The organism is Nitrospira sp. (genome assembly GCA_030653545.1).
In the GTDB taxonomy this organism is placed as follows: domain Bacteria; phylum Nitrospirota; class Nitrospiria; order Nitrospirales; family Nitrospiraceae; genus Nitrospira_D.
The window spans coordinates 42,698-68,135 of record JAURZE010000012.1 but is presented as its reverse complement, the minus strand read 5'-3'; the positions used below and the strand labels follow the sequence as shown (position 1 = coordinate 68,135).

Genomic DNA, 25,438 nt, shown 5'->3' with positions numbered 1-25,438 from the left:
TCGACACAGTTTTCTCACGACACTTTCACCATCGAGACCGAGGTGGTCCGGATATACGGCACCTTGGTCTCGGTATCAACGACACAGGCAAACAGTCTATTCACTTCCTGGCTGAAATGGTCCGGGAACCAGGCATGGCCTTCCGGCACCCGGTCCGCGACTTTGACTTCCGCGGTCACTTCGCCCTGCGAATTCGAGAGACGGACGCGGTTGCCGTCGACCAGGCCAAAACGAACGGCATCGCGTGGGCTGAGGCGCAACGAGCTTCGGCCTTCGATTTGGATCAGCCCCTTCGACTTGGTCGACAACTTGCCCGAGTGGAACAAGCTCTGCACGAGTTCAATCTGTACGGTCCCGTCCGGCCGGGACGGTGTGCGTGGCATCTGATAGCGTTCGGCGAGATCGCGTTCAAAGCCCTGGCTGAGATAGCGATCCATGGTCGCGCGATCGACTTTCGCAGGGACCGGAGCCGGTCCTAAGGAGCCGTATCCCGGGATCAGACCGCGAATCTCCTTCAGGATTTCACGGCTCTCGCTATAGTCCAGCGGGGTCCCGAGCAACCCCGAGAGGGCGGAGAAGATTTCCCAATCCGGACGGGCTTCGCCGACCGGCTCGACGGTCTGTCGGACCGCCTGGACGTGACCTTCCGTATTGGTAAAGGTGCCGTCTTTTTCGAGCGACGAACAGACCGGCAGGACGACATGGGCCAGTGCGGCGGTGTCGGTCAAGAAGAGTTCCTGGCAAACCAGCAGTTCCAGCTTGTCGAGCGACTCGCGCACTTCTAGCGGAGCCGGCAGGCTGGCCAGAGGGTTTTCGCCGACGATGAACATCGCTTTAAGCTGGCCGGATTTGGCGTGGGCCAGCATGTCGATCAGTGTATGGCCAGCAGTAGACGGTGGCGCTTCTTTCCAGATATCCACGACCCGGTCTCGTCCGCTTGTATCGGTTACATCGACCGGACCCGGCAGGAATTCGGCGACCGCGCCCATTTCAATCGCGCCCTGGTCGTTGTTTTCTTCCGCCAGCGGAGCCAGCCCGCATCCCGGCTGATCGAGCTTCCCCAGGAGGAGCAGCAGATCCAGCAGATTCATGGCGCCGGCATAGCCCTGGTCGTTGCGCAAGAGGCCCTGTCCGGTGACGACGACGACGCGCTTCCCTTTGGCCAGCGCCTGCGCGGCGGCGGCATAGGCTTCCTGGCCTGCTCCCGTGGCGGCCTGGATATCCTGCCAGGACAGTGGTTGCAACCGTGCCGTGACGGCCGTGACGAAGCTCGCGCGTTGTTGCGTCAGGTCAGCGGTCACCAGATTCTGTTCGACCACGGCTTTCTGCAAGCCGAGGATGGCGGTACGGAACAGCGTGGGTGATACGCAGAAATGGTGCTGCGAGAGATTCGCGATGTTGCTGATCGTGCCGATCGCCGGTAGCAGCGATTCGATGGTGACCAGCGTCGCCTGTCGTTTCTTGACCGCTTCTTTGATGGCAAGCCCGGTGATCGGATTCGTTTCCGTGATGTTCGTGCCGACCAGTAACAGGACATCGGCGGCTCCGAGATCCTCGAAGGTCACGGTCCAGCGAGTCGTCCCCTGCACCCGGCGCATGGCCTGTATGCTGTTCATCTGCCCGTACCGGGCGCTGCTGTCGAGATGGTTGGTGCCGAGTGTCAGCCGCATGAATTTCTGGAAGAGATACAGCTCCTCATTCGTGCATCGGCCGGTGATCAGACCGCCGAAGGCCTGGCCGCCGTGCGTCTGTTTGATCCGGCCGGCTTGCTCGGCAATGAACTCCAGCGCCTCTTCCCAGGTGGTCTGCACCAGGGTGCCGTTCTTGCGGATCAAGGGATGCGTGAGCCGCTCGGGGTGGCTGGTGGCGTGAAAGCCGAAGAACCCCTTGGCGCAGAGATCGCCGTTGTTGCGTCCGGCGCCGTAGGCGGAGTTGACCTCGATCAGCTGATTGGTCTTGGTCTGGACGGTGATCTGGCACCCGTCGCCGCAATAGCCGCAGATCGTCTCGGCCCGTTTCAGCATCCAGGGCCGGTATTCATACATGGACAGGCGACTGGTGATCGCGCCGACCGGACAGATCTGCACGCAGCCTCCGCAGAACTCGCAATCCAGCGGATGGGCCCCGAAATGCTTGATCTCCGTCATCGTCCCGCGGCCGACCGGGGCTAGGGCTTTGACATCCATTATTTCGTCGCAGTACCGGACGCAGCGCAGGCACTGCACGCAGCGGTTCATCTGCGTTTCGATCAGCGGGCTGAAGTATTCCTTCTGGAAAATGCGTTTCGTCTCGGTGAACCGGCTCGTCGTCGCGGTGTACTGATGCGAAAAGTCCTGCAGGTCGCACTTCCCGCCCTGGTCGCAGACGGGGCAGTCCAACGGATGATTCGCCAGAATGAATTCCAGCACGGATTTATGGGCGTCGTTCACGACCGTCGTCGCGGTCCGGACGCTCATGCCTTCCGCGACCGGCGTGCTGCAGGCCGTTTGGAGCTTGGGCATCTTCTCAATTTCGACCAAGCACATGCGGCAGTTGGCGTCCGGCTTGAGCTTGGGGTGGTAGCAGAAGTGCGGAATCATCGCGCCGACGCGTCGCGCGGCTTCGATCAGCAGGGTGCCTTTCGGCACGCTAATGGTGTGGCCGTCGATCGTCACGCGAACTGTTTCAGACGTATTCGGCATAGTCTCAGTGTCTGGTCTCGACGGATTCCGGGCGGATTAAATTGGCCGCCTCGGCTTCGTGAATCAACGTCACGTATTCGTGCCGCCAATGTTTCAACGTGCTCATGATCGGCGATACCTCGGCATCGCCGAAGGCGCAGACCGTGCGGCCCGCGATGTTCTTGCACAGATCTGTGAGGGTTTCAAGGTCTTGCATCTGGCCGCGTTTGGCCATAATCCGGCGCATGGTCTGCACGAGCCAGGAGCTGCCTTCCCGGCAGGGGCTGCACTTGCCGCAGGACTCGTGATAGAAAAATTCCATCAACCGGAGTGCGGCCCAGACCATACTGGTACCTTCCTCCATGACGGTGACTCCGCCGGAGCCGAGCATCGACCCGGCCGCTGCGACGGACTCAAAATCCAGCTTCACATCCAGATGATCGGGTGTCAGAAAGGGGGCCGAGGCCCCGCCCGGGATAAAGGCTTTCAACGGCTTGTCCGACCGCATGCCGCCGGCATGTTCAAAGACCAGCTCGCGAATGGTCACACCCATCGGCAATTCATAGTTGCCGGGACGTTTCACATGGCCGCTCACGCAGAAGACGCGTGTGCCGGTGCTCTTGGGCGGCGAGCCGATGGAGGCGAACCATTCCGGCCCGCGCGACAGGATATGCGGCAGATTGGCCAGCGTCTCGACGTTGTTGACGACGGTCGGCTTGTTGTAGAGACCGTGGGTCGCCGGGAACGGCGGCTTCACTCGCGGGAGGCCGCGCTTGCCTTCCAAGGATTCGAGCAGCGCCGTTTCTTCTCCGCAGATGTAGGCGCCGGCGCCGCGATGGACCCAGACGTCCACGGTGATGCCGGTTCCGAGGATGTTCTTGCCGATGTAGCCGGCGGCGCGGGCTTCCCCGATGGCTCGTTCCAGGATCTTGGACCCGAGGACCATTTCACCGCGGATATAAATGTAGGCGGATTGGGCGCCGATCGCGTAGCAGGCCAGCACAATGCCTTCGAGGAGCTGGTGCGGATCCCGCTCCATGAGCTGCCGGTCCTTGAACGTTCCGGGTTCGCTTTCGTCGGCATTGCAGCAGAGATAGCGCGGGCCTTGATAGTCTTTCGGGAGAAACCCCCACTTCACGCCGGTCGGGAAACCGGCGCCGCCCCGGCCGCGCAGACCGGATTTCATGACCGTGGTGGTCACGTCGGTCGGTGCGATTTTGCCGAGCGTGTTGCGCATGGCCTGATAGCCGCCGGTCTTTTCGTAGTCCGCCAAGGACCCGGTGTACCCGGGCTGCATCATATTTTTCAGAAGGACCAGTTCGTGTTTCGGCATCTCAACAACCCGTTGTTCGTGAAGCGTCGCTCGTGAAGCGCGATCCGGACCGGTTCCTATTTGCGAACGACGAGATACGCTTCACGCTTCACGCTCCCGGTTTCGCTGATTCCGGCCACATATAGGGGCCGCTTTTCAACGGGCTGGTTCCGTTGGTCCGGAGGTCTGCCAGGATTTTGTCGACCTTCTCTTCCGTCAGCCGTTCATAATAGTCGTCGTTGATCTGCATCATCGGTGCGGTGCCGCAGGCCGCCAGGCATTCGACGGCGGTCAGTGTAAACAGACCATCGGCCGTTGTTTCGCCGGGGGCGATTCCGAGCTTGGTCTTGATCCAGCCGATCACGGTGTCCGAGCCGACCAGCGCACACATGAGCGACTTGCACACCTGGATATGGTGTGTGCCGACCTTCTTGAGGTTCAGCATCGTGTAGAAGGTCGCGGTCTCATAGACCTGCGGCGGCGTCAGCTTCAACAAGCCGGCGATTTCCGTCATCGCCGCTTCCGTCACGTAGCCATGCTCACGTTGCGCGAGATACAGCAATGGAATCAGTGCCGACCGTTTCACGGGGTACCGGGAGAGAATCTCCTCGATTTCTTTTCCGTACTTTTCCTTCAGCACCTTCTCCCCCCACTTCTCTTCACTGAGGTGGCGGCCAGGATGTTCCAAGCTGCGCGCATTGACCGAGCACATTCCCATCGTGCGCGGGCAGCGAGCACAGGAGCATCCTGGGTGACACACCTCATCTATCGCACTCCCCCATCACGATGTCATAGGACCCGAAGATTGTGATGATGTCGGAAATCAAATATCCCCGCGCCATATGATCGAATGCGCCCATGTGGACGAACGAGGGAGAGCGGATCTTCAATCGATAGGGACGTGGGCTGCCGTCGCTGATGATGAAGAATCCCAACTCGCCCTTCGGGGCTTCGGTGGCGCAATAGGTTTCGCCTTTCGGCGGCTTGAACCCTTGCGTGAAAATAATGAAATGGTGGATCAGGCTCTCCATGTCCCGCATGACTTGTTGCTTGGGCGGCGGGATGTATTGCGGCACATCCGCCATGATGGGCCCCTGGGGCATTTGATCCAGGCATTGTGCGATGATCCGCGCGCTCTGACGCATTTCTTCCATCCGGACCCAGTACCGGTCGTAGGTGTCGCCATGTTTTCCGAGTGGCACATCCCACTCCACCTTGTCGTAGACTCCGTACGGTTCCAGTTTGCGAATATCGTAGTCGACTCCGGAGCCGCGGAGCGTGGGGCCGGTAAGCCCGAAATTGATCGCATCTTCACCGGAAATGACGGCCACGTTCTTCGTGCGTCCGATCCAGATGCGGTTGGAGGCGATGAGCGAATCGTATTCGGCCACCTTCTGCGGGAACGTGCTCAGGAACGCGCGCAGCCGCAGGACAAGCTCCGGCGTGAAGTCGCTGTCGACTCCGCCGATCCGGTAATAATTGAGCGTCAGGCGCGCGCCGCAGAGCTGTTCGAACAGGTCCAGTAGAATCTCCCGCTCGCGGAAGGTCCAGAAAAAGACGGTCATGGCGCCGATGTCGAGCGCCTGCGTGCCCAGCCAGAACAAGTGGCCGATGATGCGCTGCATCTCCGCCACCAGCGTACGGATGTATTCGGCGCGCTCAGGGATAGTGATGTCGAGCAGTTTTTCCACAGCTCGTACGTAAGCGTAATTGTTGGCCATGGCGCAGACGTAATCGAGCCGGTCGGTATGCGGAATGACCTGCATGTAGGCCAGGCCCTCGGCCAGCTTTTCGACGCCGCGGTGGAGATAGCCGAGATCCGGCGTGGCTTTCACGATGCGCTCCCCGTCGAGTTCCAGTACGACGCGCAACACGCCGTGGGTGCTGGGATGCTGCGGCCCCATGTTCAAGAGGAGTTCTTCACGCCGGCGCGATCCGGGAGCGCCGTTCGCGGCAATGAACGGTTTCTTTTCCGCTTCCGAATACTCGCCTTCGGTCATCTCCTCCGGCGCTTCGTCGAGGCGCGGAATAAAGTCGAACTGGCTGCGCCAGCCGCGGCCCTCCGCGGGGAAATCTTTCCGGAGCGGATAGCCTTCGGCATAGTCTTCCGGCATGAGAATCCGGCGGAGGTCCGGATGGCCTGTAAAAATGATGCCCATCATGTCGAACACTTCCCGTTCGAGAAATTCCGCGCCGCGCCACACGCTCGTCACCGAAGGGATTGACGGGTTGTCTTCGGTGACACGGGCTTTCACCCGGATCCGGCGGCCGTGCGGCAGAGACAGCAGATGATAAATCACCTCAAACCGGTTTTGGTCTGCGGGGTAATCCGCCGAGCAGATATCGGTAATGTGGTCGAAGGCCATCTCGGGCTCGTCGTGCAGGTAGCGGGCGACTGTCAGCATGTCCGCTGCGCGCACCTGTGCGGCCATTTCACCGCGGCCCGTATCGAGATCGACGGAGAGCACGGCGTCCGGAAATTGTTTCACGAGCCTGTCGGCCAGCGCTTGCAGCATTACTTCACAAACACCTTTTCGCGTTGAATCTTCTCTTGGAGTTTCAGCAACCCATCCAGCAGCGCCTCCGGCCGAGGCGGGCAGCCCGGCACATACACATCCACCGGAATGATTTGATCCACGCCCTGTACCACCGCGTAGCTGTTGTAGTGATTGCCGGAAGTGGCGCAGGAGCCCATCGAAATCACATAGCGCGGCTCCGGCATCTGGTCGTAGATCCGGCGGATCACGGGAGCCATCTTACGGGTGACCGTGCCGGCAATGATCATCAGATCCGACTGGCGCGGGGAAGCGCGGAACACGCCGGCGCCGAACCGGTCGAGGTCATAGCGGGACGACACGCTGGCGATCATCTCGATCGCGCAACAGGCGAGACCGAAGGTCATCGGCCAGAGGGCCGACTTCCGCGCCCAATTCACGACCGCGTCCAGATTCGTCGTGAGGATATTGGCTTCGAATTGTCGTTCTAAAAAGCTCATGTCCAACCCCGTGACACGTGACAGGTGACGCGTGTGATGCACGCCGCACTCTTCAGTCCCATTCCAGTGCTCCCTTTTTCCAGGCGTACCAGAATCCGACGACCAGGATGCCGATGAAGGTCACCATTTCCGCGAGTCCGACGAACCCGAGCTTTGAAAATGCCACGGCCCAGGGAAACATGTAGACGATCTCGATATCGAAGATCACGAACAGCATCGCGATAATGTAATAGCGCATCGGGATCTGGACGCGGGCGTCCTGAAACAGCGGGCTGCCGCTTTCGTAAGGAGCCAACTTGGCGCGGTAAGGACGGCTCGGCCGGACGAACCATCCGGCCAGCAGCGACACGGCGCCGAAGGCGATCGCGATCCCGATAAACAGGAGGATCGGAAGATAGTTCGCTGGTACGTCGGCGTTTCCCATGTCGTTCCTTAGGCCGCGTGATGCAACGTTAATGCGGATCCGAAGAACGGCTTGAAGGCCAGTCCGTCGAGCGTCGGCATCTCGATGCCTTTATGCTGAATGAGCACCTTGAATGTGCGCCCCATCCCTTCCGGTCTTACCAGATGAATGGCCGCGCGAAACTCGGCGCCTTCGGGATCCATCTTCGAGAGCACGTCTTCCAGGCCGAGCCCCATCAGGAAGCTCATCTGATTGGTAAAGCCGGTCACGCGTAGACCCTGCTCTTCGCCGACGGTGGCGAGGGTCGAAAAGTCTACATGGGAGGTCATGTCCTGGAGACCGACCCGCTCATAAGGATTTTCCGAGGTCATCTGCGAGTAGTAGCAGAGCAGCGTTCCCTTCGCGCGATCGGGTCCGTAGAGATCCTGCGCGGTGTGGCCGTAATCGATTGTAATCGCCAGGCCGCGGTCAATCGCGCGGGCGACCTGTTCCATCCAGCGCACCGCAGCCGTGTTGATCTCCGTCTGGTAGCCGTCCGGAAGCGTCAGTTTCAGGTTGTCCAGATACTGGTGGATCTCCGGCGACGACAAGGGGCGGAGACATTCCACGAATGTCGTGCCGTCATAGTCGACGTAGATTTCCTGCGCCCGGCCGTTCTCGATCTGGATTCGGTGGACCGGAAACGCATCGGGCAATTCGTTGCTGAAACACAGGCCGGTGACGCTCTGTTCTGCCAGCGAATCGAGTCCTTCAAGCCAGGTAATGCGGCCCGGCTCGCAGAGCCCGTGCAGCAGATTCCGGCGCTGCAACTCCCGCATCGCCGGACTTCGCTCAACGAGCACATAGCGGAGGCGTTGGCTGAACGAGTCATCCGGATTCACGCGGCAGGCCGACAGGAAATGCTTGGCCAGTAAGCCTTTTCCCGGTCCCATCTCGACGACGGTGAAGGGATCGGGATGTCCGAGGATGGCGTCGAGCTGACGCGCCTGTTTCGCCAGCGCCTGGCCGAGAATCGGATGGACGTCTGAACTGGTATAGAAGTCGCCGGACCAGCCGATGCGCTCGGCACCGGACTCCGGCGGACGCATGTAGTAGCCGAATTGGGGATGATAGAGCGCCAGTTCCATAAAACGGACGAAGGGTATCGGACCCGAGGCGGCAATCTCGGCGGTCATGGCGGCAACGAGTTCAGGATGCCCGATCGTCACAAAGAAGTCCGTTTCTCTGCTGACAAGGCGCGTCAGTGAATACACCAATCCACGACCGGTAGACTTCACCCGTCGAGACGGTCAAAAAGTGGGCTAGAGTAGCCTTCCAGCCTTCGCTAAGTCAAGGTGAAATCAGTGAGAAAGGCGATACGCATGAAGCGCGTCTCGCGAATTTGTGTGGGAGGGTTTCGCCTGAAATTGTGGGCGCATGTCTGGCCGTTATGCGGCTAGGTTCCGTGGCACTTTTTGTACTTTTTCCCGCTCCCGCAGGGGCAGGGATCGTTCCGGCCGACTTTATCGTCGACCCGCTCCACGGTTTTGGGAGCTTCGGCGGCTTCTCCACGATTCAGCGTGAGAGTGGGCTGCGGGCGCGAGATGACCGGGGGGGGAGGCGGCGGCGCGGCAGGGGCGGACTCACTTTCCTCATGTTTTACGGCCTGGACGCGGAACAGCCGTTCCAAAGCATCCGATTTAACCCGCTGCATCATGCCGGCGAAGAGGTCGTAGCCTTCCTTCTTGTATTCGATCAGCGGATCCTTCTGCCCGTAGCCGCGGAGGCCGATGCCGTCGCGCAGATGGTCCATGCCGAGGAGATGGTCTTTCCAATGGTGGTCGATGACCTGGAGCATGAAAGTCTTTTCCAGGAAGCGCATCAGCTCAGAGCCCAGCTCCTGTTCCTTCCGCTCGTAGCCGTCGTGCACGAGTTTTTTGAGATCTTCGATCAGCGCGTCGCGGCCGAGATCGCGGAGCGAATCGCCGTGGTCCTGCTTGCCTTGCGTGATGTCGAGCCCGAATTGGCCGTGCATCATTTCGACGAGGCCGGGCATGTCCCACTCTTCCGGATACTGTTCGGCCGGACAGAAGATGGCCATGGCGGAGTCGATCATGCCCGCCATCATATCGAGGAGGTCGGCTTTCAGATTCTCGCCGGCCAGCACGGCATGGCGGTGCTGATAGATGACTTCGCGCTGCTTATTCATCACATCGTCGTATTCGAGCAGCTGTTTGCGAATCTCGAAGTTATGCGCTTCGACCTTCTTCTGCGCATTGGCGATGGCGCGGGTGACCATGCCGTGTTCGATGGGCACACCTTCTTCCATGCCGAGTTTCAGCATCAATTGCGAGACGCGCTCGGAGGCGAAGATCCGCATGAGGTCGTCTTCGAGGGACAAATAGAATCTGGATGATCCGGCATCGCCCTGACGGCCGGCGCGGCCGCGCAGCTGGTTGTCGATGCGGCGGCTCTCGTGCCGTTCGGTGCCGAGGATGTGCAAGCCGCCGGCCGCGACGACTTCCTGTTTGTTCTTCTCGCAGTCGCTGCGAATCTCTTCGAAGACTTCCAGCTTGCGCGATTCCGGCAGGTTCTCTTCGCGATAGAGAATCTGCTTGAACATAAAATCGGCGTTGCCGCCGAGGAGAATGTCGGTGCCGCGGCCCGCCATGTTGGTGGCGATGGTGACGGCGCCTTTGCGTCCGGCCTGGGCGACGATTTCCGCCTCGCGCTCATGCTGTTTGGCGTTGAGGACGTTGTGTTTGACCCCGTTTCGGCTCAGCAAGCCGGAGAGCTTTTCTGACTTTTCAATGGAGATCGTGCCGACGAGCACCGGCTGTCCGCGTTCATTGCAGTCCTTGATCTCCTCGACGATGGCCTCAAACTTTTCCTTCTCTGTGCGATAGACCACATCGGCGTAGTCGAGGCGGACCATCTTCCGGTTCGTCGGGACCACGTTCACGTCCAGATTGTAAATCTTGGCGAACTCTGCGGCTTCCGTGTCGGCCGTGCCGGTCATGCCGCCGAGTTTCTTGTACATGCGGAAGTAGTTCTGGAACGTGACGGAGGCCAGCGTCTGATTCTCGTTGGCGATTTTCACGCCTTCTTTGGCTTCCACGGCCTGATGGAGCCCGTCGCTCCAGCGGCGGCCCGGCATGAGGCGCCCGGTGAACTCATCGACGATGATGACCTCGCCGTCTTTCACGACATAATCGACATCGCGCTTATATAACGCGTAGGCCTGGAGTGCCTTGACGACATGGTGGACCAGATCCATGTTGTCCGGATCGTAGAGGTTGTCTACGCCCAGGAGCTTCTCAACCCGGATGTTGCCCTCTTCCGTCAACGAGGCGGTCTTGGTTTTCTCTTCGATCGTAAAGTCGTGTTCGGGCTTCAGCTGCGGGATCACGGAGTTGATCCGGTAGTACAGATCGGTGGTCTGATCGGTCGGGCCGGAGATGATCAATGGCGTGCGGGCTTCGTCGATGAGGATGCTGTCCACCTCGTCGACGATCGCGAAGTTCAGTTCGCGTTGGACGCACTGGCCTAATTCGCTCACGATCAGGTTATCGCGCAGATAATCGAACCCGTATTCGTTGTTGGTCCCGTAGGTGATGTCGGCGTGATAGGCCTCCCGCCTCGTGCAGGGGCGGAGGGACTGCAAGCGCTTGTCAGCCGCGTCGTAGGTCGGATCATAGAGAAACGACGCGTCGTGCTGGATGATGCCGACGGACAATCCCAGCGCATGGTACAGCTGCGCCATCCATTGGGCATCGCGCTTGGCGAGGTAGTCGTTCACCGTAATCAGGTGCACGCCTTTGCCTTCGAGCGCGTTTAGATAGATCGGCAGGGTCGCGACGAGTGTCTTGCCTTCACCGGTCTTCATTTCCGAGATCCGGCCGCGGTGCAGGATCATGCCGCCGATGAGCTGGACATCGAAATGGCGCATATTCAGCCGGCGGCGGGACATCTCGCGGCAGACGGCAAAGGCTTCTGGCAGGATGTCGTCGAGCGTCTGGCCGTCGGCCAGGCGCTGTTTGAAGACCTGAGTTTTTCCGACCAGGTCCTGATCCGACAAGGGCGTAAGGCTGGACTCCAAGTCGTTGATGCGCGCCACAACGGGCATCAACGCTTTGATTTCACGGTCGTTCTTACTGCCAAAGACGAGATTCAGGAGTTGTGTCAGCATAGAGGATGTCGTCGAGTGATTAGGATAGTACTTGCGGGAGAGGTCGATCTACCGCACAAAATAGTCCGCGCAGTATACAGCAAACTTTTTCCGAATCCTACCAGGAAGGTAGGGAGGGCGATCCGGCAGGGTCTGTCTTGACTCTCCGCACTACTCCCGAGTAGCATGCAGCCATTCTTTCCCCTGGCTGTGACTTATGATTCGTCGTTGGCAGACTCTTGTTGCAGTATTCGTGATCTTCTGTGTGATCGGGATCAGCGGAGTTGCGTCCGCCCAATCGGTCCTCCACGAAAACCAGCATAGCCACCACCAAGCGGCCACACATGGGTCGGTCTTTTGCGCATGGTCTTGTGCGGCCGGTCAGACACACGATGCAACTGTTGCTCCCGTTGCTCCCCTTGCAACATTGCTTGAGACGCTCGACCAGCTGTCGTTCTTCTCCCCTTATAATGTGGTTCCCGCATTCCGCTCCACTCGTGCTCCTCCAATCGCCTAGCTCTCTCTGTTCTCGCGCACTGTTTGAATACATAGGTGCAGGTGTTGTCGAACTGGTCATCCTCCGCTGATAGCGCGGGAGCCAGTGTTTAAGGAGTAGCCTTCATGAGAAGCACCCGATACGGTCGATATGTATTAGCCGCCGCACTGGCGTTCGCCTTCGCAGGAGCGACGGGGCTGCCGGAATCCTGGAGCATGGGGTCGCGGGTTCCGACGGTCGGCACGCCGGCCGATGAATTCCGTCTGACAGATCTCGACGGCAAGACGCATAGCCTCAGTCAGTACCGTGGCAAGGTTGTGTTGGTGAATTTCTGGGCGACCTGGTGCAAGCCATGCACGACGGAAATGCCGGCCATGCAAGCCAGCTTCGACAAGTTGCGGGACAAGGGGTTTGTCGTGCTCGCGATCAATGAACTCGAAGACGAAGGGAAAGTTCGCGAGCACATCAAGCAGTATGGCCATACCTTTCCTGTCTTGATGGATCGCGACAATAAAGTGGCGAACCAGTTCGGTGTGTTCGGTTTACCCGTGAGTGTGTTTATCGATCAGCAGGGCCGCGTGCAGGAATATATCAAGGGTGGCTTGCTGACCGAGCAGATGATCAACGACCTGGTCGCGAAGATTCAACAGCAAGAACCGGTTAAAGCGGCCTCGCTTCGATAGTTTCTTATGATGGTGAGATTGAAACAATCCTGGTTGGTCTGGTCGCTGCTGCTCTGTCTCGTGCTCGTGAACGGGCTCCTGGCAGTGCCGGCGGTCGCCCATGCCGATCACCATGCGAAGCATCAGGCCGGCACGCATTCCACCGGTCTGTGCGCCTGGGAATGTGCTGCCGGTCAGAGCATCGACACGGCGGCGGTGGTCTTTAGCTCATCTCTGCAGTTCGTCGAGCTGGCCGATACACAGCACAGTGATCGCGTAGCCACTACTTCATCCGTCTCCCGCTTCTTCCGCGGACCTCCCGCGCTCCTCAGCTAATTTCTTCGATTCACGACAATTGAAATACCCAGAGAGGCGGTGGAAGCCCGCGGCCTCTCCGGTGCCATCACCTCAACCATTGTGAGACCCATGATGTTCCTTTCCCGATCCTGTCGGCTCGTTCTTCTCTCTCTTGGCGCCCTCTTTCTGAGCGTGGGGGCTGTGCGTCCTGGCTCGGTTCAGGCCTCGTGCGGCTCCGTGAGTTGCTTCGTCGTGATCGGATCGCAACAGCAGGTCCCGATGGCCGGCTTACTGACTGTCAACGCGATTTATAACTACACGCCGATGGAGGCACCGTCGGGGCAGGGCGGGAGCATCCCGTTTTCCAATCAAGGCAACAAGACGCTGACACTGGCCAACTTGAATGCCAACCAGATCCGCACCCTCATGCGCACCGCCACCCTGGATATGAACTACGGGTTGACCGAGCGATTCGGCCTCCAAGTGACCGTGCCCTACAAACAAGTGAATTCCGATGCCCAGATCGGCGGCCTGACGCCGGTGCCCTATAGTGACAAAGGCATCGGCGATGTGCGCGTCAGCCTCAAATACAACGTCTTGCCGACACTCCGCAGCATGATTGTCGTGGGCATGGGCGTCGATTTGCCGACGGGCGACTACGGGCAGCGGGTGCAGGGCGGTTCATTGGCCGAGTCGACCTTGCAGATCGGCAAGGGGAATTTTGGATTTGTCCCGTCGATCTATCAGAGCTACGAACTCATCCCGCACCGGCTGAATCAGTTCGCGTTGGCGAGCTACCGGCACACACTCAAAAACAGCGACGGCTATAAATTCGGCGATGAGGTCAATCTCAGCGCCGGGTTCAACATCATTCCGGTCGAGCAGGCGCCCTGGTTCGTGCTGACGCAGCAGGTGAACTACCGCTGGATGCAAAACGATGCGATGGACGCTTCCTTGTTTCAGTTCAATCCGGGCGGTGCGGCGATTCTGCTCGATCCGACGGTGCGGTTCCGTGCTATTCCGACGACCGGCTCCACCTACATGGCCTATTCGCCCGGCATCATGCTGAACCTCTGGAACTATGCGTCGATGTATTTCATCGCGCAAATTCCGGTCATGCGGGATTTCAACGGCAACTTGGAGCAACAAGTCAGTTACGTGTTCGGGCTCACGAAATCATTTCAACTGTTGAGCGGCTCATAGGCGACGCAGGTCAATGGTGGCACGAGCGATAGAATATCGAAGAGTTGTCATGCCGGGAGCGATCGCGCGCACGTTGGCAGGGCTTTGCGCCCTCCTGTGGATTGCGGGCTCGGTGTCGGCGGCCTATGGCAGTCTGACACCCCAATGGACGACACCCCATTGTCCGCAAGGGACGTCACATCACGCACAGCATAGTCAGAGCCATTGTGTCTGGCACTGCGACGGCGTTGATGCGCAGGCCACCGGCGGCAGAGGGCCCGGTTCTCTGGCCGACCCCTCAAGCTATCTTCCATTCGCAGCCGGCCGGTCCCTCCAGACAGTGGTCCATCGATTGGGAGCCATCCCCCGCGGCCCGCCGGCCGTATGAATGATACGGCGGCTTTCTGAAATAACAGAAGACAACATGGGCATCAAGACAGGAATTGAGGAAGGAACAGATTATGAGATTCATCAGTGCGAGAAAGCAGTATTCAACCTATGCCAAGACCGGCCTACTCGGTCTGGCGTTAATCGGCCTTGCCAGTTGCAGCTCGGGCGATTCCTCTGCCCCGGTTGCGACCTCCGGCGGCAGCGCAGCGCTCCAGGGGCCGATTGCGTTCGTCAATAACCGTGACGACAAGACGCTCTCCGTGGTCGGCACTGACGCGCAGGGCAACTTGAAAATCGTCTCGACGATGGGGAGTGCGAACGAATTCGAGGGAAACGCGCTGGGAGACATGCAAGTTTCAAGTGGGGAATGGGTCTTCGTGAACCTCGGCGCCGGGAATAAGGTTGCGACTATCGATCCGCTTAGCGGCGCCACGCCGATCCATGAAGCCAATCTGGCTACCGGCACACGTCCCGTCCACATCTACCGGGACCCGACCGACGGAGAAGTCCTGTGGTCGATGAACGACGGCGATGCGACGAATGGCAGCGACCCTATCAACTGCGCGGCAGGTACATCGGTCACAGTTTTGCACAATTCCCACATCGGGCCAGGCGGAAATCCTCCAACCGTTGTGGGTACTACGTGCACCCTTGCTTCCGGTCATCAAGTTGCGGCGTTTTCCCAACCTACGACGACTGACGCGACCATTCCCAAGTACGCCGCCGTCACCCAGGAGAAGGGCGGGCAAATCGCGTTTCTCGATAACAATCAAGCATCACTTACGTACCGTTCTTTGGTTGCCCGTCTTGATCTCTGCACGGATGCGGGCCAGGCAGGTCTGACTCCGGCGGGAGCGGCCTGCGATAACGAGAATGCCACAGCTATCACCGTTCCGTTTACGGCGAACGGCTCAAACCCGCACGGCATCCGCTGGTCGAAGGCCGTCGGCAAGATTTATAGTATGCAGACTGCGTACAAAGAGATCATCGAGGTCGATCCGAAGCTCATTGTGAAGGGTGTTGGCGATAACAAGGCGGCGATTACCAGAAGGCTGAGTTTGACCGGCACGCCCTATACGTCATACGGGATCACGCCAGACGGGCGGTTCCTCTTCCTCCGTGGGAGAGATATTGCGACCAATACCACTAACATCATCGGGAAGCTCGCGGTGGTGGATCTTGCCGCTGCCGGCGCCCTGACGATAACTCCGTTGCCGGATCTTGCGGATGTTGTTCCTTCTACCTTCAAGTTCACACCGGACGGTCAGCGAATGTACCTGCTGGCGTCTGATACTGCGACGGGAAATCCAGCACAACAGGCGGCTCAGAAGAAGAATCGCTTGTTTGTGTACAACCCTTCGACCTTCCCGGCTGCGCCGCAATTGCTGGCGGAGATTGGTCTGGTGGCGGCAGCTGGACACAATTTCGATGTGCTGGTCCAAGGCGCCGGTCAGGCGAGCGCAGTCTTGGTCTCGAACGGAACGGCAGGATCGACGGGGTCCGTATCTCTTATCAACAGCAGTCATCAGCTAACCGGCAGCTTACTCATTGGGGGAAATCCCGGTGCAGTAATGTTCTATGCGGCCGGCACGGCGGCGGCCGGCAATCAGGCGATGTCCTCTTTAACCGGCGGATCGGCGGCTGCGCCAGCAGTGTTGGCGGAGCGGCTCGATGATCACGGAATGCCGGAGTAAGGCGAGAACGTCGGCTCTATCACCATGGATGTGGAAGGAAGCGGGACATCCCGCTTCCTTCCCGCAACCGGAAAGTGAGAGGATCATGAACAAATCACTGTTGCGTGTTGAAGAGGCGGCGGCGGCACTTGCCGTCAGCCGATGGACGATCTATCGCTGGGTGGAGCAGGGCCGGTTGGAAGGCACCAAGATCGGCCGCGGCAGTCTGCGGGTGTTTAGCCGGTCGATCGAGAACCTTGTTGAACAGAACCGGACGGATGACGTGTCTTCCGGCTTGTTCGTTCATAGCCGAGAACTGTCTCCTGTGGGCTCCGCTGTTCAATAAGCTCCGCAGTATGTGCGATGTTCGATACCGACGGATGCTTGTAGCATCCGTCGGTATTCAGCAGTAGACGAGCCAGGGATTCCGCCCGTACAAAGAGGGGCCGTGGTCGCTGGTTGAGTAGTCATGCAGGGGGCCTTCATAAGGTGATGCCGTGATGATCGCACAAGAGCAAGACCGGTTTCCTTTTTCAGCCTGGGGCGTGTCGTTCGCCGTACACGGACTGGCGCTCTGCGTCGCGTTTGTGTTGGCGACGCAGGTGCAGCCCATCATCAAGGAAGAACTCTTCCAGTGGGAGGTCGCGCTCGTACCGCCCTCACCGGACGTTCCTCACACCGAGACGCCGCAATCCACACCGACGGTTCAGGCGGCGAAGCCGACCCCGGTTCGGACCGTTCAGACCCCGCAGCCTGTTCAGCCGGTAGAACCGACGCCTGATATGGCCATGGACCGCGTGGCGACCCAGTCCAGTCCGGAGATCGTTCACCCGACGATTGCCCCGCCTAAGCCGGAGCCTGTGCCGGAAATCGTTCAGGCAAAGGTCCAGCCGGTTGCGCCGCAAGAAACGAAGAAAGAAGACAGCAAGAAGGAAGAAGTGAAGCCGGAGCCGGTCCTGCACGAGCCGCATCCGGCCCCTGTCGTCAAGGAAGTCGCGCCGCCGGTCGAAACGACTGTAGCAGCGCAGGCGTATGATCCTCCCGCGCCATCCCGCGCTCATCATGCGGAGTCTGCCCCTGTGATTCATCAAGAGAGCCCGTCTCCTGAAGAGATGGCGCCGGAATGGCGACCGCTCGTGGCGGTGAGGGACGGATCTGCAAAGAGGGCAACAGAGCCGGTGGCCGCCGCATCTGCTCCGGCTGTGGCTGAATCGGCCCCGGCCGCCGCTCCGGCCCAGGCACCGCCTCACCATGCCAATGCGCCTGTCGTTGCCAACGCGGCTTCCGTTCGCCCGGCGACGAAAGCCGACAATGCCTGGCTGGCGGAGTCGCTCGGCCGGCGCATCAAGGAGCTGACGCGCTATCCCAGCTCCGCTCGTCTGAACGGATCGGAAGGGAAAGTCGTGTTGCGCGTGGTCCTCCGCGCCGACGGTCATTTGGTCGATGTGGTAGTGCATCGGAGTTCGGGCCACGACGTGCTCGATCGCGCGGCGATGGAGACCGTTCGATTGGCTTGTCCCATCCATATGAAACAAGCCTTGAGCGCTCCGGAAGTCGCGGTGTATGTACCGATTGTCTATAGCCTTGCGGGGTAGGAACCATCCATGAGACGCATGACGCGAATATTAAAAGTGCTTCAGGACATCGAGTGGGTCAAGTATCCCTTGCGCCAGAGTTTCCCAGCGTCTTGTGGTCAAGCCGCTCTCCGCCCTCCCCTTTGTAAGGGGAGGCAAGGAGGGGTAGAGCCTCATGGGCGACGGTGCGGCTTACGAATCACCGCGCTGATGACGGCAGCCGGCGGACTCGACCTCCCCTTGCCCCTCCTTACGAAGGAGGGGAAGGCAAGAGAGGCTAGCATCATTCCGAATGGGTCTCTGCGTTCATCGGCTCACTCAGAATCCAGACGCGCCATATTAAAGAGCGCAATGTATGGGTGCATAGGAGTCGGCAGCAGCCTGATGCTCTGTGCCACGATCGCGTTGGCGGAGTCCCAGCCTGCGGTGATCTTCGGCCCCAAAGTGACGGCAGACCGCAAAGTACGGAGCGTCGTGGGGCCCTCCGTCCGGATCGATGACCAGGGGCACATCTCTCTTGCCTGGGTCGAGGAAGAGAAGGAGACTCGTACGGTGCTGTACTCACGCATCGAGAAGGCCGGGGCTTCCATCGGCGAACTTGTGCGTGTGAACGGCCCGGGTGAGGTGCCCTATAGCCGTCAGGAGGCGCCGGCGCTGGCCGTATCCGGGGATGAAGTGCTGATGACCTGGGCCGTGACCCATCCGAAGATGACGCCGGACAAGCCCTTCTCCAACGATCTCCGTCTCAGCCGATCGACCGATGGCGGGAAAACCTTCCAGCCGTCGGTGTTGGTGAACGACGATCAGCAAGTCATCGGCCATAGTTTCGATTCGATCCATGTGGCGCCCGACGGCGTCGTCCACATGGCCTGGATCGACGGGCGAGAGGGCAAGAAAGAATCCGGCACGTTTACCGCGCGTTCTACCGATCGTGGGCGCACAGCCGAAAAGAATCTCAAGGTCGATGAAAATACCTGTGTGTGTTGCCGGACATCCATGACCAGCAGTCCTGACGGGACGCTGTATGTCGCCTGGCGCAAAATTCTCCCGGGGGATCTCCGCGAGACCGTCGTGGCGCGCTCGACCGACGGAGGCCGGACATTTGCGGCTCCGGTGATCGTCGGCCATGATCGATGGGTATTCCCCGGTTGTCCGCATCGACCGGCGTCTGTGGGAACGGATCGTCAGGGACGTCTCTATGTGGTCTGGTACACGGAAGGGTCGGACGAAACACCGTCGATCTATCTGGCCTACTCAGATGACAAGGGCGAAACATTTTCGCCGAAACAGAAATTGAATCTCTCCAAGGGCACCTTCCCGGACCATCCCCAGATGGCGGTCGATCCCGCAGGCCGTCTGGTCATTGTCTGGGAAGAACAGTCGCCGGTCCGGCGTGAAGTCGTGATGAGTGTGTCGCTGGATCGCGGGGAGACCTTCAGTGCGCCGCAGAAATTGAACGAGAAGAAGGGGCAGACGCCCACACTGTCAATCAATGCGCAGGGGCTTGTCGCGCTGGCCTGGATGGAGCACGCGATGCCGGCGCATCGTATCGTGGTGCAAACGATCCAGATGCCGGCGACTCCGACCATTGCGAGGCAGGAGCCGTAGCGTGGACGTTGTGCGGAAAGGATTAGGAATTGCCGGACTGCTGGCTGCGCTCAGCCTGGCCGGGGTTTCAACTGTCTGCGCGCACGATCCCTTTATTGCGCTCAAGATGAGTCGGCTGCCGGCTGGAAGCATGGCCGTGCCCTTCGAGCTCACGTCGCTGGACGGCACGCGGGTGAAGTTGAGCGATCTGGCAGGCAAAGTCGTGCTGGTGAATTTTTGGGCCACCTGGTGCGGCCCCTGTAAAGAGGAAATGCCGTCGCTCGCGAGACTGCAGAAGCAGTTCGATCCCGCGCAATTTGTCCTGTTGACCGTGACGACCGACCTGCAGCGTCAAGGCATTGCCCAGTTTCTCTCGCATCTGGGCGTCACGCTGCCGGTGCTGTTCGATGAAGATCAGGAAGTCTCGCGATCCTTTATGGTGCGCGGATTGCCGACCACGATCGTGATTGGCCGCGACGGGACCTTGTCCGGTCGGGCGGTCGGGCCGCGTGTGTGGGACAGCCCTGAGGCGGTGGCGATGATTCGGCAGGCGATGGAACAGGCGAAATGAAGAAGTGGACCCTGCCACTGGCGCTCGCCACCGTCGTCGTCTATCTGACGCTGTCGGTCAGTGCCGCGGCCTGTCTGTTCACGCATCAGGCGCAGCCGCGCTCAACCCATCACCAGAGCAGCGGGGTGACCCATTCGCCCCTCTGTGCCTGGGCCTGCCAGGCCAATCAACCGGTTGACGGTCCATCCGCAGCGCCGGATTCGCAGCCGCTGGCTTTTGCGGCGCTATTCCTGTTACTCGGGGCCATCCGGCCCTCTCTGTGTTTTACGGCTCTTGCGCAGCCGCGCGCGCCGCCTCACTTCAAATAGGATGCTGAAAAAGGCCGCCAGCGGCGTTCTCGCATCGCATAGAGGCTCAACGTACCGCTGTGTACGCCTCGCCTCCATGCTCGCTGCGGCCTTGCTGGACAGCCTTTTTGAGCATCCTGCCCACTAAACACATCGTTTAATCGTCGTTCTCTGGTGCGGATGGTGCCGCCTCTGTGCGGTCTTCATCCGCGCCGGAGGACTGTGTTTCATCATCATTCATTGTCGGGAGAGGAGTACGGGCCATGGTGTCGTTGAAGTGCGTTAGTCAGATTGGAATCGTCATGACAGTCGTCGGAACGCTGGCGGCGGGGCAATCCCTTGCCCCCGCACAGGCGCAGGAGCCGAATCTAGCGGAGGCAACCGCGTCGCCGCGCGAACAGGAGTTGCGCGAACAGCTCAAGGGCATTCTTCAAGAATTGGAAGATCTCCAGAAAGGCCGTGAGGCCACGGTGCCTCCGGCGGAGCGGCCGAAGACGGTGACAGAAAAGGCGAAACCGGAACAGACCGAGGCGGTCGAGGCAGCCGGAGCCATGCCGGAATATGAATTGGCCGACACGAGCATCGTCAGCAAGCGATTCCAAAAGCGGCCGGAAGGGGTGTCGCTGTCGGCGACGATTCAGGCCGAGACAGATTCGCAGCCGACACGCACGATGAAGGAATCGATGGAGTCGCTGCCGGGTGTGATTCTTCGTCAGGCGAACGGACCTCGAGATTTCAGCATTGCGATTCGAGGATCCGGCGTAAAGACGTCCTTTGCCGTACGAGACATCAAGATGTACGAAGACGGGTTTATCCAAACCCAATCCGACGGATTGTCGCGCTTGGATATCCACGACCCCTGGTTCATGCGCAGCGTCGAAGTTCTGCGCGGCGCCTCGTCATCTATGTACGACAACTACGCGCTCGGCGGCATGGTGCACTTCCGCACCAGGCGGGGCAGCGACATCAATGGATTTGAAACGTTCTTGTCCGGCGGTTCCTACGGCTATCACAAGGAAGCCTTCGCCGTCGGCCAGGAAACCGAGCATCTCGATATCTCCATGTTTGCCAGCAACGTTCAGGAGGACGGGTATATTCGGAACAGCGGATACAAAACGCAAACGCTCAATTTCAATATGCGATTCAAGATCGACGACAAGCAGAATTTCTATTTCAAGGCCATTTCGAACTGGCTGGACTCCCGTGTGCCGACCAGACTCACGCAGGCGCAGTTTATCGCCGACGACCGGCAGGTCGGCGGCACCGGCGCGACGACCGCGGACCGGCTTCATCAACAGCGGGTCGACCGCCGGACGATCGTCGGCGGCATGTACGAGCGCCAGCTCAATGCCAACACCGTGCTCACCGTGGAAGCTGACTATGATGTGAAGGATATCAATCAGACCTTCAATCAGATCAGCGACAACATCAACCCCAACTACAAGCATTACACCGATTTGCGGCATGATGGCCGCCTCGGCGACATGCCGTTGAAGAGCTACATCGGATTCTTTGCGAACAGCATGGAGCAGGAAGGGCAGACGTTTGAAAATCTTGCCGATGGCCAGGGGACGCGAGGGTTGCTGTTACAAAACAACCGGGGGAACATTCGCAATATCGGAGCCCGGTTTCGCGAGGAACTGGAATTTGTCCCGAAGTGGACGTTGGCTGCCGGGTTGGGATTTGAACAGTCGCATATGAGCATCGAAACGATCAACTACACAGGTGGAGCCGTCTCGTCGAGGCCCAATGCCCACCGGGACTTCACCAATCTGGCGCCGGAAGCCTCGCTGACCTGGAAGCCGGCGGAGGGCTATCGTCATTGGGTGCGCGCATCCACGGGCTATGGTTTGCCGACGTTCGGTCAGCTCACGAGAGATCCGGTGACCGGACTGCCCGGATCGAACTTTGACTTGAAACCGCAGAAAAATCTCAATACGGAAATCGGGACGGAGTCGAGTCTCACGAAGGATCTCAAGATCCAACTCGTCGGCTTCTGGGTCTTCTTCAAGGATGAAATCATCACGCAGACGATCAGCGGGAGCAACACGACGGCCATCAATGCCTCCTCCTCTGAGTATCGCGGCATTGAAGCCGCGTACGATTGGCGGCCGGTATCGGGGTTGCGCCTGTCCGGCGCCTATACCCACACCGATGCGCGTTACGTGAACTTTTCCGACCGGACGGCCGCCGGATTTCTGGTGCGTGATGGGAAGAAAGTGGCCAACGTGCCCACAGACGTGCTGAACTCCAAAGTGGAATACGAGCATGCCGCCAGCGGCTGGGGAGGCTGGGTCGAGGGGAGCTATTACAACAGCTACTTCTTGAACAACAATAATACGTTCGGCATTCCTGCCTACATGATCGGCAATGTGAATATACACAAGAACGTCGAGCTCAAGAATTCCTGGTTCCGGTTCGCCAAGTTCTATCTGGAGCTGGACAACATCGGCGACAAGAAGTACGCGGCATCCGGCCAGGTTATTTCAGGTGAGACGCATGGGCAAGCCGCCGCATCGCAGGCCTTCTTTGCTGGTTACGGCCGAGCGATCTACGGCGGTGTGACGCTGGGATTGTTCTAGGAATAAGGTTGGGCGCTGTGTCGCGGATATGGGAGGGGAGCGCCGAGTATCGCGCTCCCTTCCACTCAATCGGGAGGGACCGGACGTGACGCGATTCGCGATGGTCTTATGCGTTGCGGTGGCGATGGTGTGGGAATGCCCGCCATACGCATTGGCGGCTGATCCCACTCCGGTGGAAGCGTTTGCCCGACTCCCGCGCGTCGGGTCCGTGAAGTTTTCTCCCTCGGGAAAATATCTGGCCGTGCTTAGAAATGAGGACGGCCAGACTCACCTCGTGACTCAATCCACCTCGGGCGCCGATCCCCATGCGGTCGTGACGTCTGACAACGATGACTATTTCATCCAGTGGTTTGAATGGGTCAATGACGGGCGTTTGCTCGTCAGCATTCGCTTTGCCCACACCCGAATGAGAGTGGGGATGGTCGAAACGCGGTTGATCGGCGTCAATCGCGATGGAACCGGAGCCAATCAGGAACTCATCAAGCCGAAGGGCCCGGATGCGATCTTTGGTTCCGAGCATTATTCCCAGATTCAGGATCAAGTGGTCGCATTTCTTCCTGACGATCCTAAGCATATTTTGATTGCGCTCGACGCCACGATTCCGAACTCCCCCAATGTCTACCGGCTCAACGTCGAAACCGGGGCTCGCAGTCTTGTGCAGGCGAATCCCGGCAACGCGGAGGGGTTTCGTCGTATTCATGCCTGGATGGCCGATCGAGCAGGGCGTGTTCGGTTGGGGATCGGCGGGCGAAATACGATGCAACGCATCATCGTGCGCGCGTCAGGATCGGATGAGTGGCGAGAGTTGGTTGAGTTTGATTTCACGAAAGAGGCCGGCATAACCCCGTTGGGATTCGACAGGGATCCCGATGTGCTCTATGTGCGGGCGCTCCATGACGGGCGGCAGGCAGTGTTCAAGCTGAGGATCGATCAGCCGGACGCGCCACGGGAATTGGTGGCGTCGGACCCCGAGTATGATATCGGTGGCCCGTTGATCTATTCCCACTGGCTACGCGCAGTCGTCGGAGTGTCGTATGCGGCGGAGGGGATTCGGACGGTGTATTGGGACAAGCGGGCTCAGGCGGTTCAAGCCAGGATCGATAGCGCGCTGCCGAACCGCCGGAATGTCATTGTGAGCAGCAGCCATGACGGGCGACGTCACGTGGTGGCGTCGGGAAATGCGGTCCAGCCGGCGCAATATTTTATTTTCGACCGGGAGCACGATCGGGTCGTGAGGTTTGCCGACTCCCGCCCCGATGTGGATGCCGGAAAGATGGCCGCTCCCAAGTCTGTCACGATTCAGGCGCGGGACGGACTCGCGTTGCACGGCTATCTCACCGCACCAGTGGGCCGTGATGAGCGCGCAATGCCGTTGGTGGTTTTCCCCCATGGCGGACCGTGGGCGCGCGACATGGCCCACTGGGACTCCTGGGCACAGTTGTTCGCCAGCCGTGGGTGGGCGGTGCTCCAGGTAAATTTTCGGGGATCGTCCGGGTATGGGGAGGAGTTCTTGCGGGCCGGATTCCAGCGCTGGGGGCTGGAGATGCAGGATGACCTCACGGATGCCGTGCAGTGGGCCATTCAGCAGGGCATCGCGAATGCCAATCGTATCTGCATTGTTGGGGCGAGCTACGGTGGCTATGCGGCACTCATGGGCGCGGTCAAAACGCCGGATCTCTACCGGTGTGCGATCAGCGTTGCCGGGCTCACAGACCTTCGACGCTATGTGGATGAGCGGCGGTTTTTCGTCAGGGGCGAAATCGCGGCCGATGCGCTAATCGGCCGGTGGTGGTCGGATCGGGATCGCTTGAAGGACACGTCTCCCGTCACTCATGCCAGGGAGATCCGTACGCCGCTGTTACTCATGCATGGCGTGTCGGACGTCGTCGTGCCTGTCGAGCATTCACGCGAGATGGCAGAGGCAATGAAGGCTGCCGGTGTTCAGAACTATCGCTATGTCGAACTGCCGCGAGGGGATCATTGGTTGAGCCGTGAACCGGACCGTCTGCAGGTCTTTCAGGAGATGGAAACGTTCTTGAAGGCACATTTGGATTGACCAAGGGGAGCGCGCTTAGAAAAGCGAGGGAGGGGGATGCCCGCTGCTGCCGTTGCCGTAAGCCGCCAATAAGGCGCGCAGGATTCTGTAGCACAAGTGAGCAGCCATCGGTAGACAGTCTCGGGGTATCGGCGTACATGAGTAGGCTGAAAGGGTAGAGAGCGTATGAGCGGTCGTTCGATCAGATCAGTCGGGACTGTCGTCGCCGGACTCACGGCGGTGATGTACGTCGCCCTGGTCTGTTTGGCCGCCACGTGCTCGCTGGCCCTGCCGGGGTCCGCCCCTGCCGGCGGGCATGAACAACACCACGACAGTCACGAGACGACACACTCCTCTCTCTGTGCCTGGGCCTGCCAGGCCACTCCGGAGAGTGGGTTAGTGGCATCGGCTCCTGCCGACGTTGTTGAGTCGGTCGTGCTGGTTCCGGTGGTTTCTCCCGTTCAACTGGTTTCAGTCTCTTCGGTGTCACTCCTCCGCTCTCGTGCTCCTCCAGTGCTCCCGCTCGGATAATTCAGGCGGGACGCGTTCGTTCCAATTCAATGTTTTCATGCTGCGGCCATAAGT

Annotated in this window: 21 protein-coding genes; 13 read left to right on the top strand and 8 right to left on the bottom strand. The window is 59.6% G+C overall.

Features of this window, described 5'->3' with window-relative positions:
• Window positions 1-14: 14 nt before the first annotated feature.
• From nuoG to secA, 8 genes are all read right to left on the bottom strand, one after another.
• Complete coding sequence (gene nuoG, locus Q7U39_04055) at window positions 15-2,681, bottom strand: NADH-quinone oxidoreductase subunit NuoG (GenBank protein ID MDO9117106.1); 2,667 nt, start codon at window positions 2,679-2,681, stop codon at window positions 15-17.
• A 4-nt stretch (window positions 2,682-2,685) separates the two neighbouring features.
• On the bottom strand, window positions 2,686-3,993 hold the full coding sequence (nuoF, locus tag Q7U39_04050) for an NADH-quinone oxidoreductase subunit NuoF (GenBank protein ID MDO9117105.1): 1,308 nt from the start codon (window positions 3,991-3,993) through the stop codon (window positions 2,686-2,688).
• Window positions 3,994-4,081: 88 nt separating this feature from the next.
• The gene (gene nuoE / locus Q7U39_04045; protein ID MDO9117104.1) at window positions 4,082-4,660 is read right to left on the bottom strand and encodes an NADH-quinone oxidoreductase subunit NuoE; all 579 of its coding nucleotides are present in this window, start codon (window positions 4,658-4,660) and stop codon (window positions 4,082-4,084) included.
• 73 nt (window positions 4,661-4,733) lie between these two features.
• Window positions 4,734-6,488 carry an NADH dehydrogenase (quinone) subunit D gene (gene nuoD / locus Q7U39_04040; GenBank protein MDO9117103.1) on the bottom strand — a complete coding sequence of 585 codons (1,755 nt, stop codon included), beginning with the start codon at window positions 6,486-6,488 and terminating at the stop codon, window positions 4,734-4,736.
• Complete coding sequence (locus Q7U39_04035) at window positions 6,488-6,967, bottom strand: NADH-quinone oxidoreductase subunit B family protein (GenBank protein ID MDO9117102.1); 480 nt, start codon at window positions 6,965-6,967, stop codon at window positions 6,488-6,490. Before Q7U39_04035 ends, nuoD begins: the two co-directional genes overlap by 1 nt.
• Before the next feature lie 52 nt (window positions 6,968-7,019).
• Entirely contained in the window at window positions 7,020-7,391 is a 372-nt protein-coding gene (ndhC, locus tag Q7U39_04030; protein MDO9117101.1) for an NADH-quinone oxidoreductase subunit A, read from the bottom strand.
• 8 nt (window positions 7,392-7,399) lie between these two features.
• Window positions 7,400-8,578 (bottom strand): SAM-dependent methyltransferase, encoded by a 1,179-nt coding sequence (locus Q7U39_04025; protein ID MDO9117100.1) that lies wholly within the window; start codon window positions 8,576-8,578, stop codon window positions 7,400-7,402.
• Between the two features lie 227 nt (window positions 8,579-8,805).
• The gene (gene secA / locus Q7U39_04020; GenBank protein ID MDO9117099.1) at window positions 8,806-11,538 is read right to left on the bottom strand and encodes a preprotein translocase subunit SecA; all 2,733 of its coding nucleotides are present in this window, start codon (window positions 11,536-11,538) and stop codon (window positions 8,806-8,808) included.
• Between the two features lie 600 nt (window positions 11,539-12,138).
• Between secA and Q7U39_04015 the strand changes: the two genes are divergently transcribed.
• From Q7U39_04015 to Q7U39_03955, 13 genes are all read left to right on the top strand, one after another.
• Window positions 12,139-12,696 carry a TlpA disulfide reductase family protein gene (locus Q7U39_04015; GenBank protein ID MDO9117098.1) on the top strand — a complete coding sequence of 186 codons (558 nt, stop codon included), beginning with the start codon at window positions 12,139-12,141 and terminating at the stop codon, window positions 12,694-12,696.
• A 6-nt stretch (window positions 12,697-12,702) separates the two neighbouring features.
• Entirely contained in the window at window positions 12,703-13,011 is a 309-nt protein-coding gene (locus Q7U39_04010; protein ID MDO9117097.1) for a hypothetical protein, read from the top strand.
• 90 nt (window positions 13,012-13,101) lie between these two features.
• Complete coding sequence (locus Q7U39_04005; GenBank protein MDO9117096.1) at window positions 13,102-14,175, top strand: transporter; 1,074 nt, start codon at window positions 13,102-13,104, stop codon at window positions 14,173-14,175.
• Window positions 14,176-14,224: 49 nt separating this feature from the next.
• Window positions 14,225-14,542: a hypothetical protein gene (locus tag Q7U39_04000; GenBank protein MDO9117095.1), complete on the top strand. Its 318-nt coding sequence runs from the start codon at window positions 14,225-14,227 to the stop codon at window positions 14,540-14,542.
• 73 nt (window positions 14,543-14,615) lie between these two features.
• Complete coding sequence (locus Q7U39_03995; GenBank protein MDO9117094.1) at window positions 14,616-16,238, top strand: hypothetical protein; 1,623 nt, start codon at window positions 14,616-14,618, stop codon at window positions 16,236-16,238.
• 85 nt (window positions 16,239-16,323) lie between these two features.
• Window positions 16,324-16,563, top strand: a complete 240-nt coding sequence (locus tag Q7U39_03990; GenBank protein ID MDO9117093.1) for a helix-turn-helix domain-containing protein — start codon at window positions 16,324-16,326, stop codon at window positions 16,561-16,563.
• A 154-nt stretch (window positions 16,564-16,717) separates the two neighbouring features.
• Window positions 16,718-17,812: a TonB family protein gene (locus tag Q7U39_03985; GenBank protein MDO9117092.1), complete on the top strand. Its 1,095-nt coding sequence runs from the start codon at window positions 16,718-16,720 to the stop codon at window positions 17,810-17,812.
• Window positions 17,813-18,142: 330 nt separating this feature from the next.
• Window positions 18,143-19,399: a sialidase family protein gene (locus Q7U39_03980; protein MDO9117091.1), complete on the top strand. Its 1,257-nt coding sequence runs from the start codon at window positions 18,143-18,145 to the stop codon at window positions 19,397-19,399.
• 1 nt (window position 19,400) lies between these two features.
• Window positions 19,401-19,949: a TlpA disulfide reductase family protein gene (locus Q7U39_03975; GenBank protein MDO9117090.1), complete on the top strand. Its 549-nt coding sequence runs from the start codon at window positions 19,401-19,403 to the stop codon at window positions 19,947-19,949.
• On the top strand, window positions 19,946-20,257 hold the full coding sequence (locus Q7U39_03970) for a hypothetical protein (protein MDO9117089.1): 312 nt from the start codon (window positions 19,946-19,948) through the stop codon (window positions 20,255-20,257). The genes Q7U39_03975 and Q7U39_03970 overlap by 4 nt, the downstream gene beginning before the upstream one ends.
• 242 nt (window positions 20,258-20,499) lie before the next feature.
• Window positions 20,500-22,818 (top strand): TonB-dependent receptor, encoded by a 2,319-nt coding sequence (locus Q7U39_03965; GenBank protein MDO9117088.1) that lies wholly within the window; start codon window positions 20,500-20,502, stop codon window positions 22,816-22,818.
• 85 nt (window positions 22,819-22,903) lie between these two features.
• A complete protein-coding gene (locus Q7U39_03960; protein ID MDO9117087.1) occupies window positions 22,904-24,874 on the top strand; it encodes a S9 family peptidase in 1,971 nt (656 codons plus the stop codon).
• A gap of 165 nt (window positions 24,875-25,039) precedes the next feature.
• Window positions 25,040-25,384 (top strand): hypothetical protein, encoded by a 345-nt coding sequence (locus Q7U39_03955; protein MDO9117086.1) that lies wholly within the window; start codon window positions 25,040-25,042, stop codon window positions 25,382-25,384.
• The last annotated feature ends 54 nt before the right edge of the window (window positions 25,385-25,438 follow it).

Bases quoted from the DNA above. Each gene is read 5' to 3' on its own strand.
- ndhC (MDO9117101.1), bottom strand. From the start codon at position 7,391: ATGGGAAACGCCGACGTACCAGCGAACTATCTTCCGATCCTCCTGTTT.
- Q7U39_03980 (MDO9117091.1), top strand. From the start codon at position 18,143: ATGTATGGGTGCATAGGAGTCGGCAGCAGCCTGATGCTCTGTGCCACG.
- Q7U39_04010 (MDO9117097.1), top strand. From the start codon at position 12,703: ATGATGGTGAGATTGAAACAATCCTGGTTGGTCTGGTCGCTGCTGCTC.
- Q7U39_03990 (MDO9117093.1), top strand. From the start codon at position 16,324: ATGAACAAATCACTGTTGCGTGTTGAAGAGGCGGCGGCGGCACTTGCC.
- nuoF (MDO9117105.1), bottom strand. From the start codon at position 3,993: ATGCCGAAACACGAACTGGTCCTTCTGAAAAATATGATGCAGCCCGGG.
- Q7U39_03985 (MDO9117092.1), top strand. From the start codon at position 16,718: ATGATCGCACAAGAGCAAGACCGGTTTCCTTTTTCAGCCTGGGGCGTG.
- Q7U39_03995 (MDO9117094.1), top strand. From the start codon at position 14,616: ATGAGATTCATCAGTGCGAGAAAGCAGTATTCAACCTATGCCAAGACC.
- Q7U39_03965 (MDO9117088.1), top strand. From the start codon at position 20,500: ATGGTGTCGTTGAAGTGCGTTAGTCAGATTGGAATCGTCATGACAGTC.
- Q7U39_03970 (MDO9117089.1), top strand. From the start codon at position 19,946: ATGAAGAAGTGGACCCTGCCACTGGCGCTCGCCACCGTCGTCGTCTAT.
- secA (MDO9117099.1), bottom strand. From the start codon at position 11,538: ATGCTGACACAACTCCTGAATCTCGTCTTTGGCAGTAAGAACGACCGT.
- Q7U39_04035 (MDO9117102.1), bottom strand. From the start codon at position 6,967: ATGAGCTTTTTAGAACGACAATTCGAAGCCAATATCCTCACGACGAAT.
- Q7U39_04000 (MDO9117095.1), top strand. From the start codon at position 14,225: ATGCCGGGAGCGATCGCGCGCACGTTGGCAGGGCTTTGCGCCCTCCTG.
- nuoG (MDO9117106.1), bottom strand. From the start codon at position 2,681: ATGCCGAATACGTCTGAAACAGTTCGCGTGACGATCGACGGCCACACC.
- Q7U39_04015 (MDO9117098.1), top strand. From the start codon at position 12,139: ATGAGAAGCACCCGATACGGTCGATATGTATTAGCCGCCGCACTGGCG.
- Q7U39_03955 (MDO9117086.1), top strand. From the start codon at position 25,040: ATGAGCGGTCGTTCGATCAGATCAGTCGGGACTGTCGTCGCCGGACTC.
- nuoD (MDO9117103.1), bottom strand. From the start codon at position 6,488: ATGCTGCAAGCGCTGGCCGACAGGCTCGTGAAACAATTTCCGGACGCC.
- Q7U39_04005 (MDO9117096.1), top strand. From the start codon at position 13,102: ATGATGTTCCTTTCCCGATCCTGTCGGCTCGTTCTTCTCTCTCTTGGC.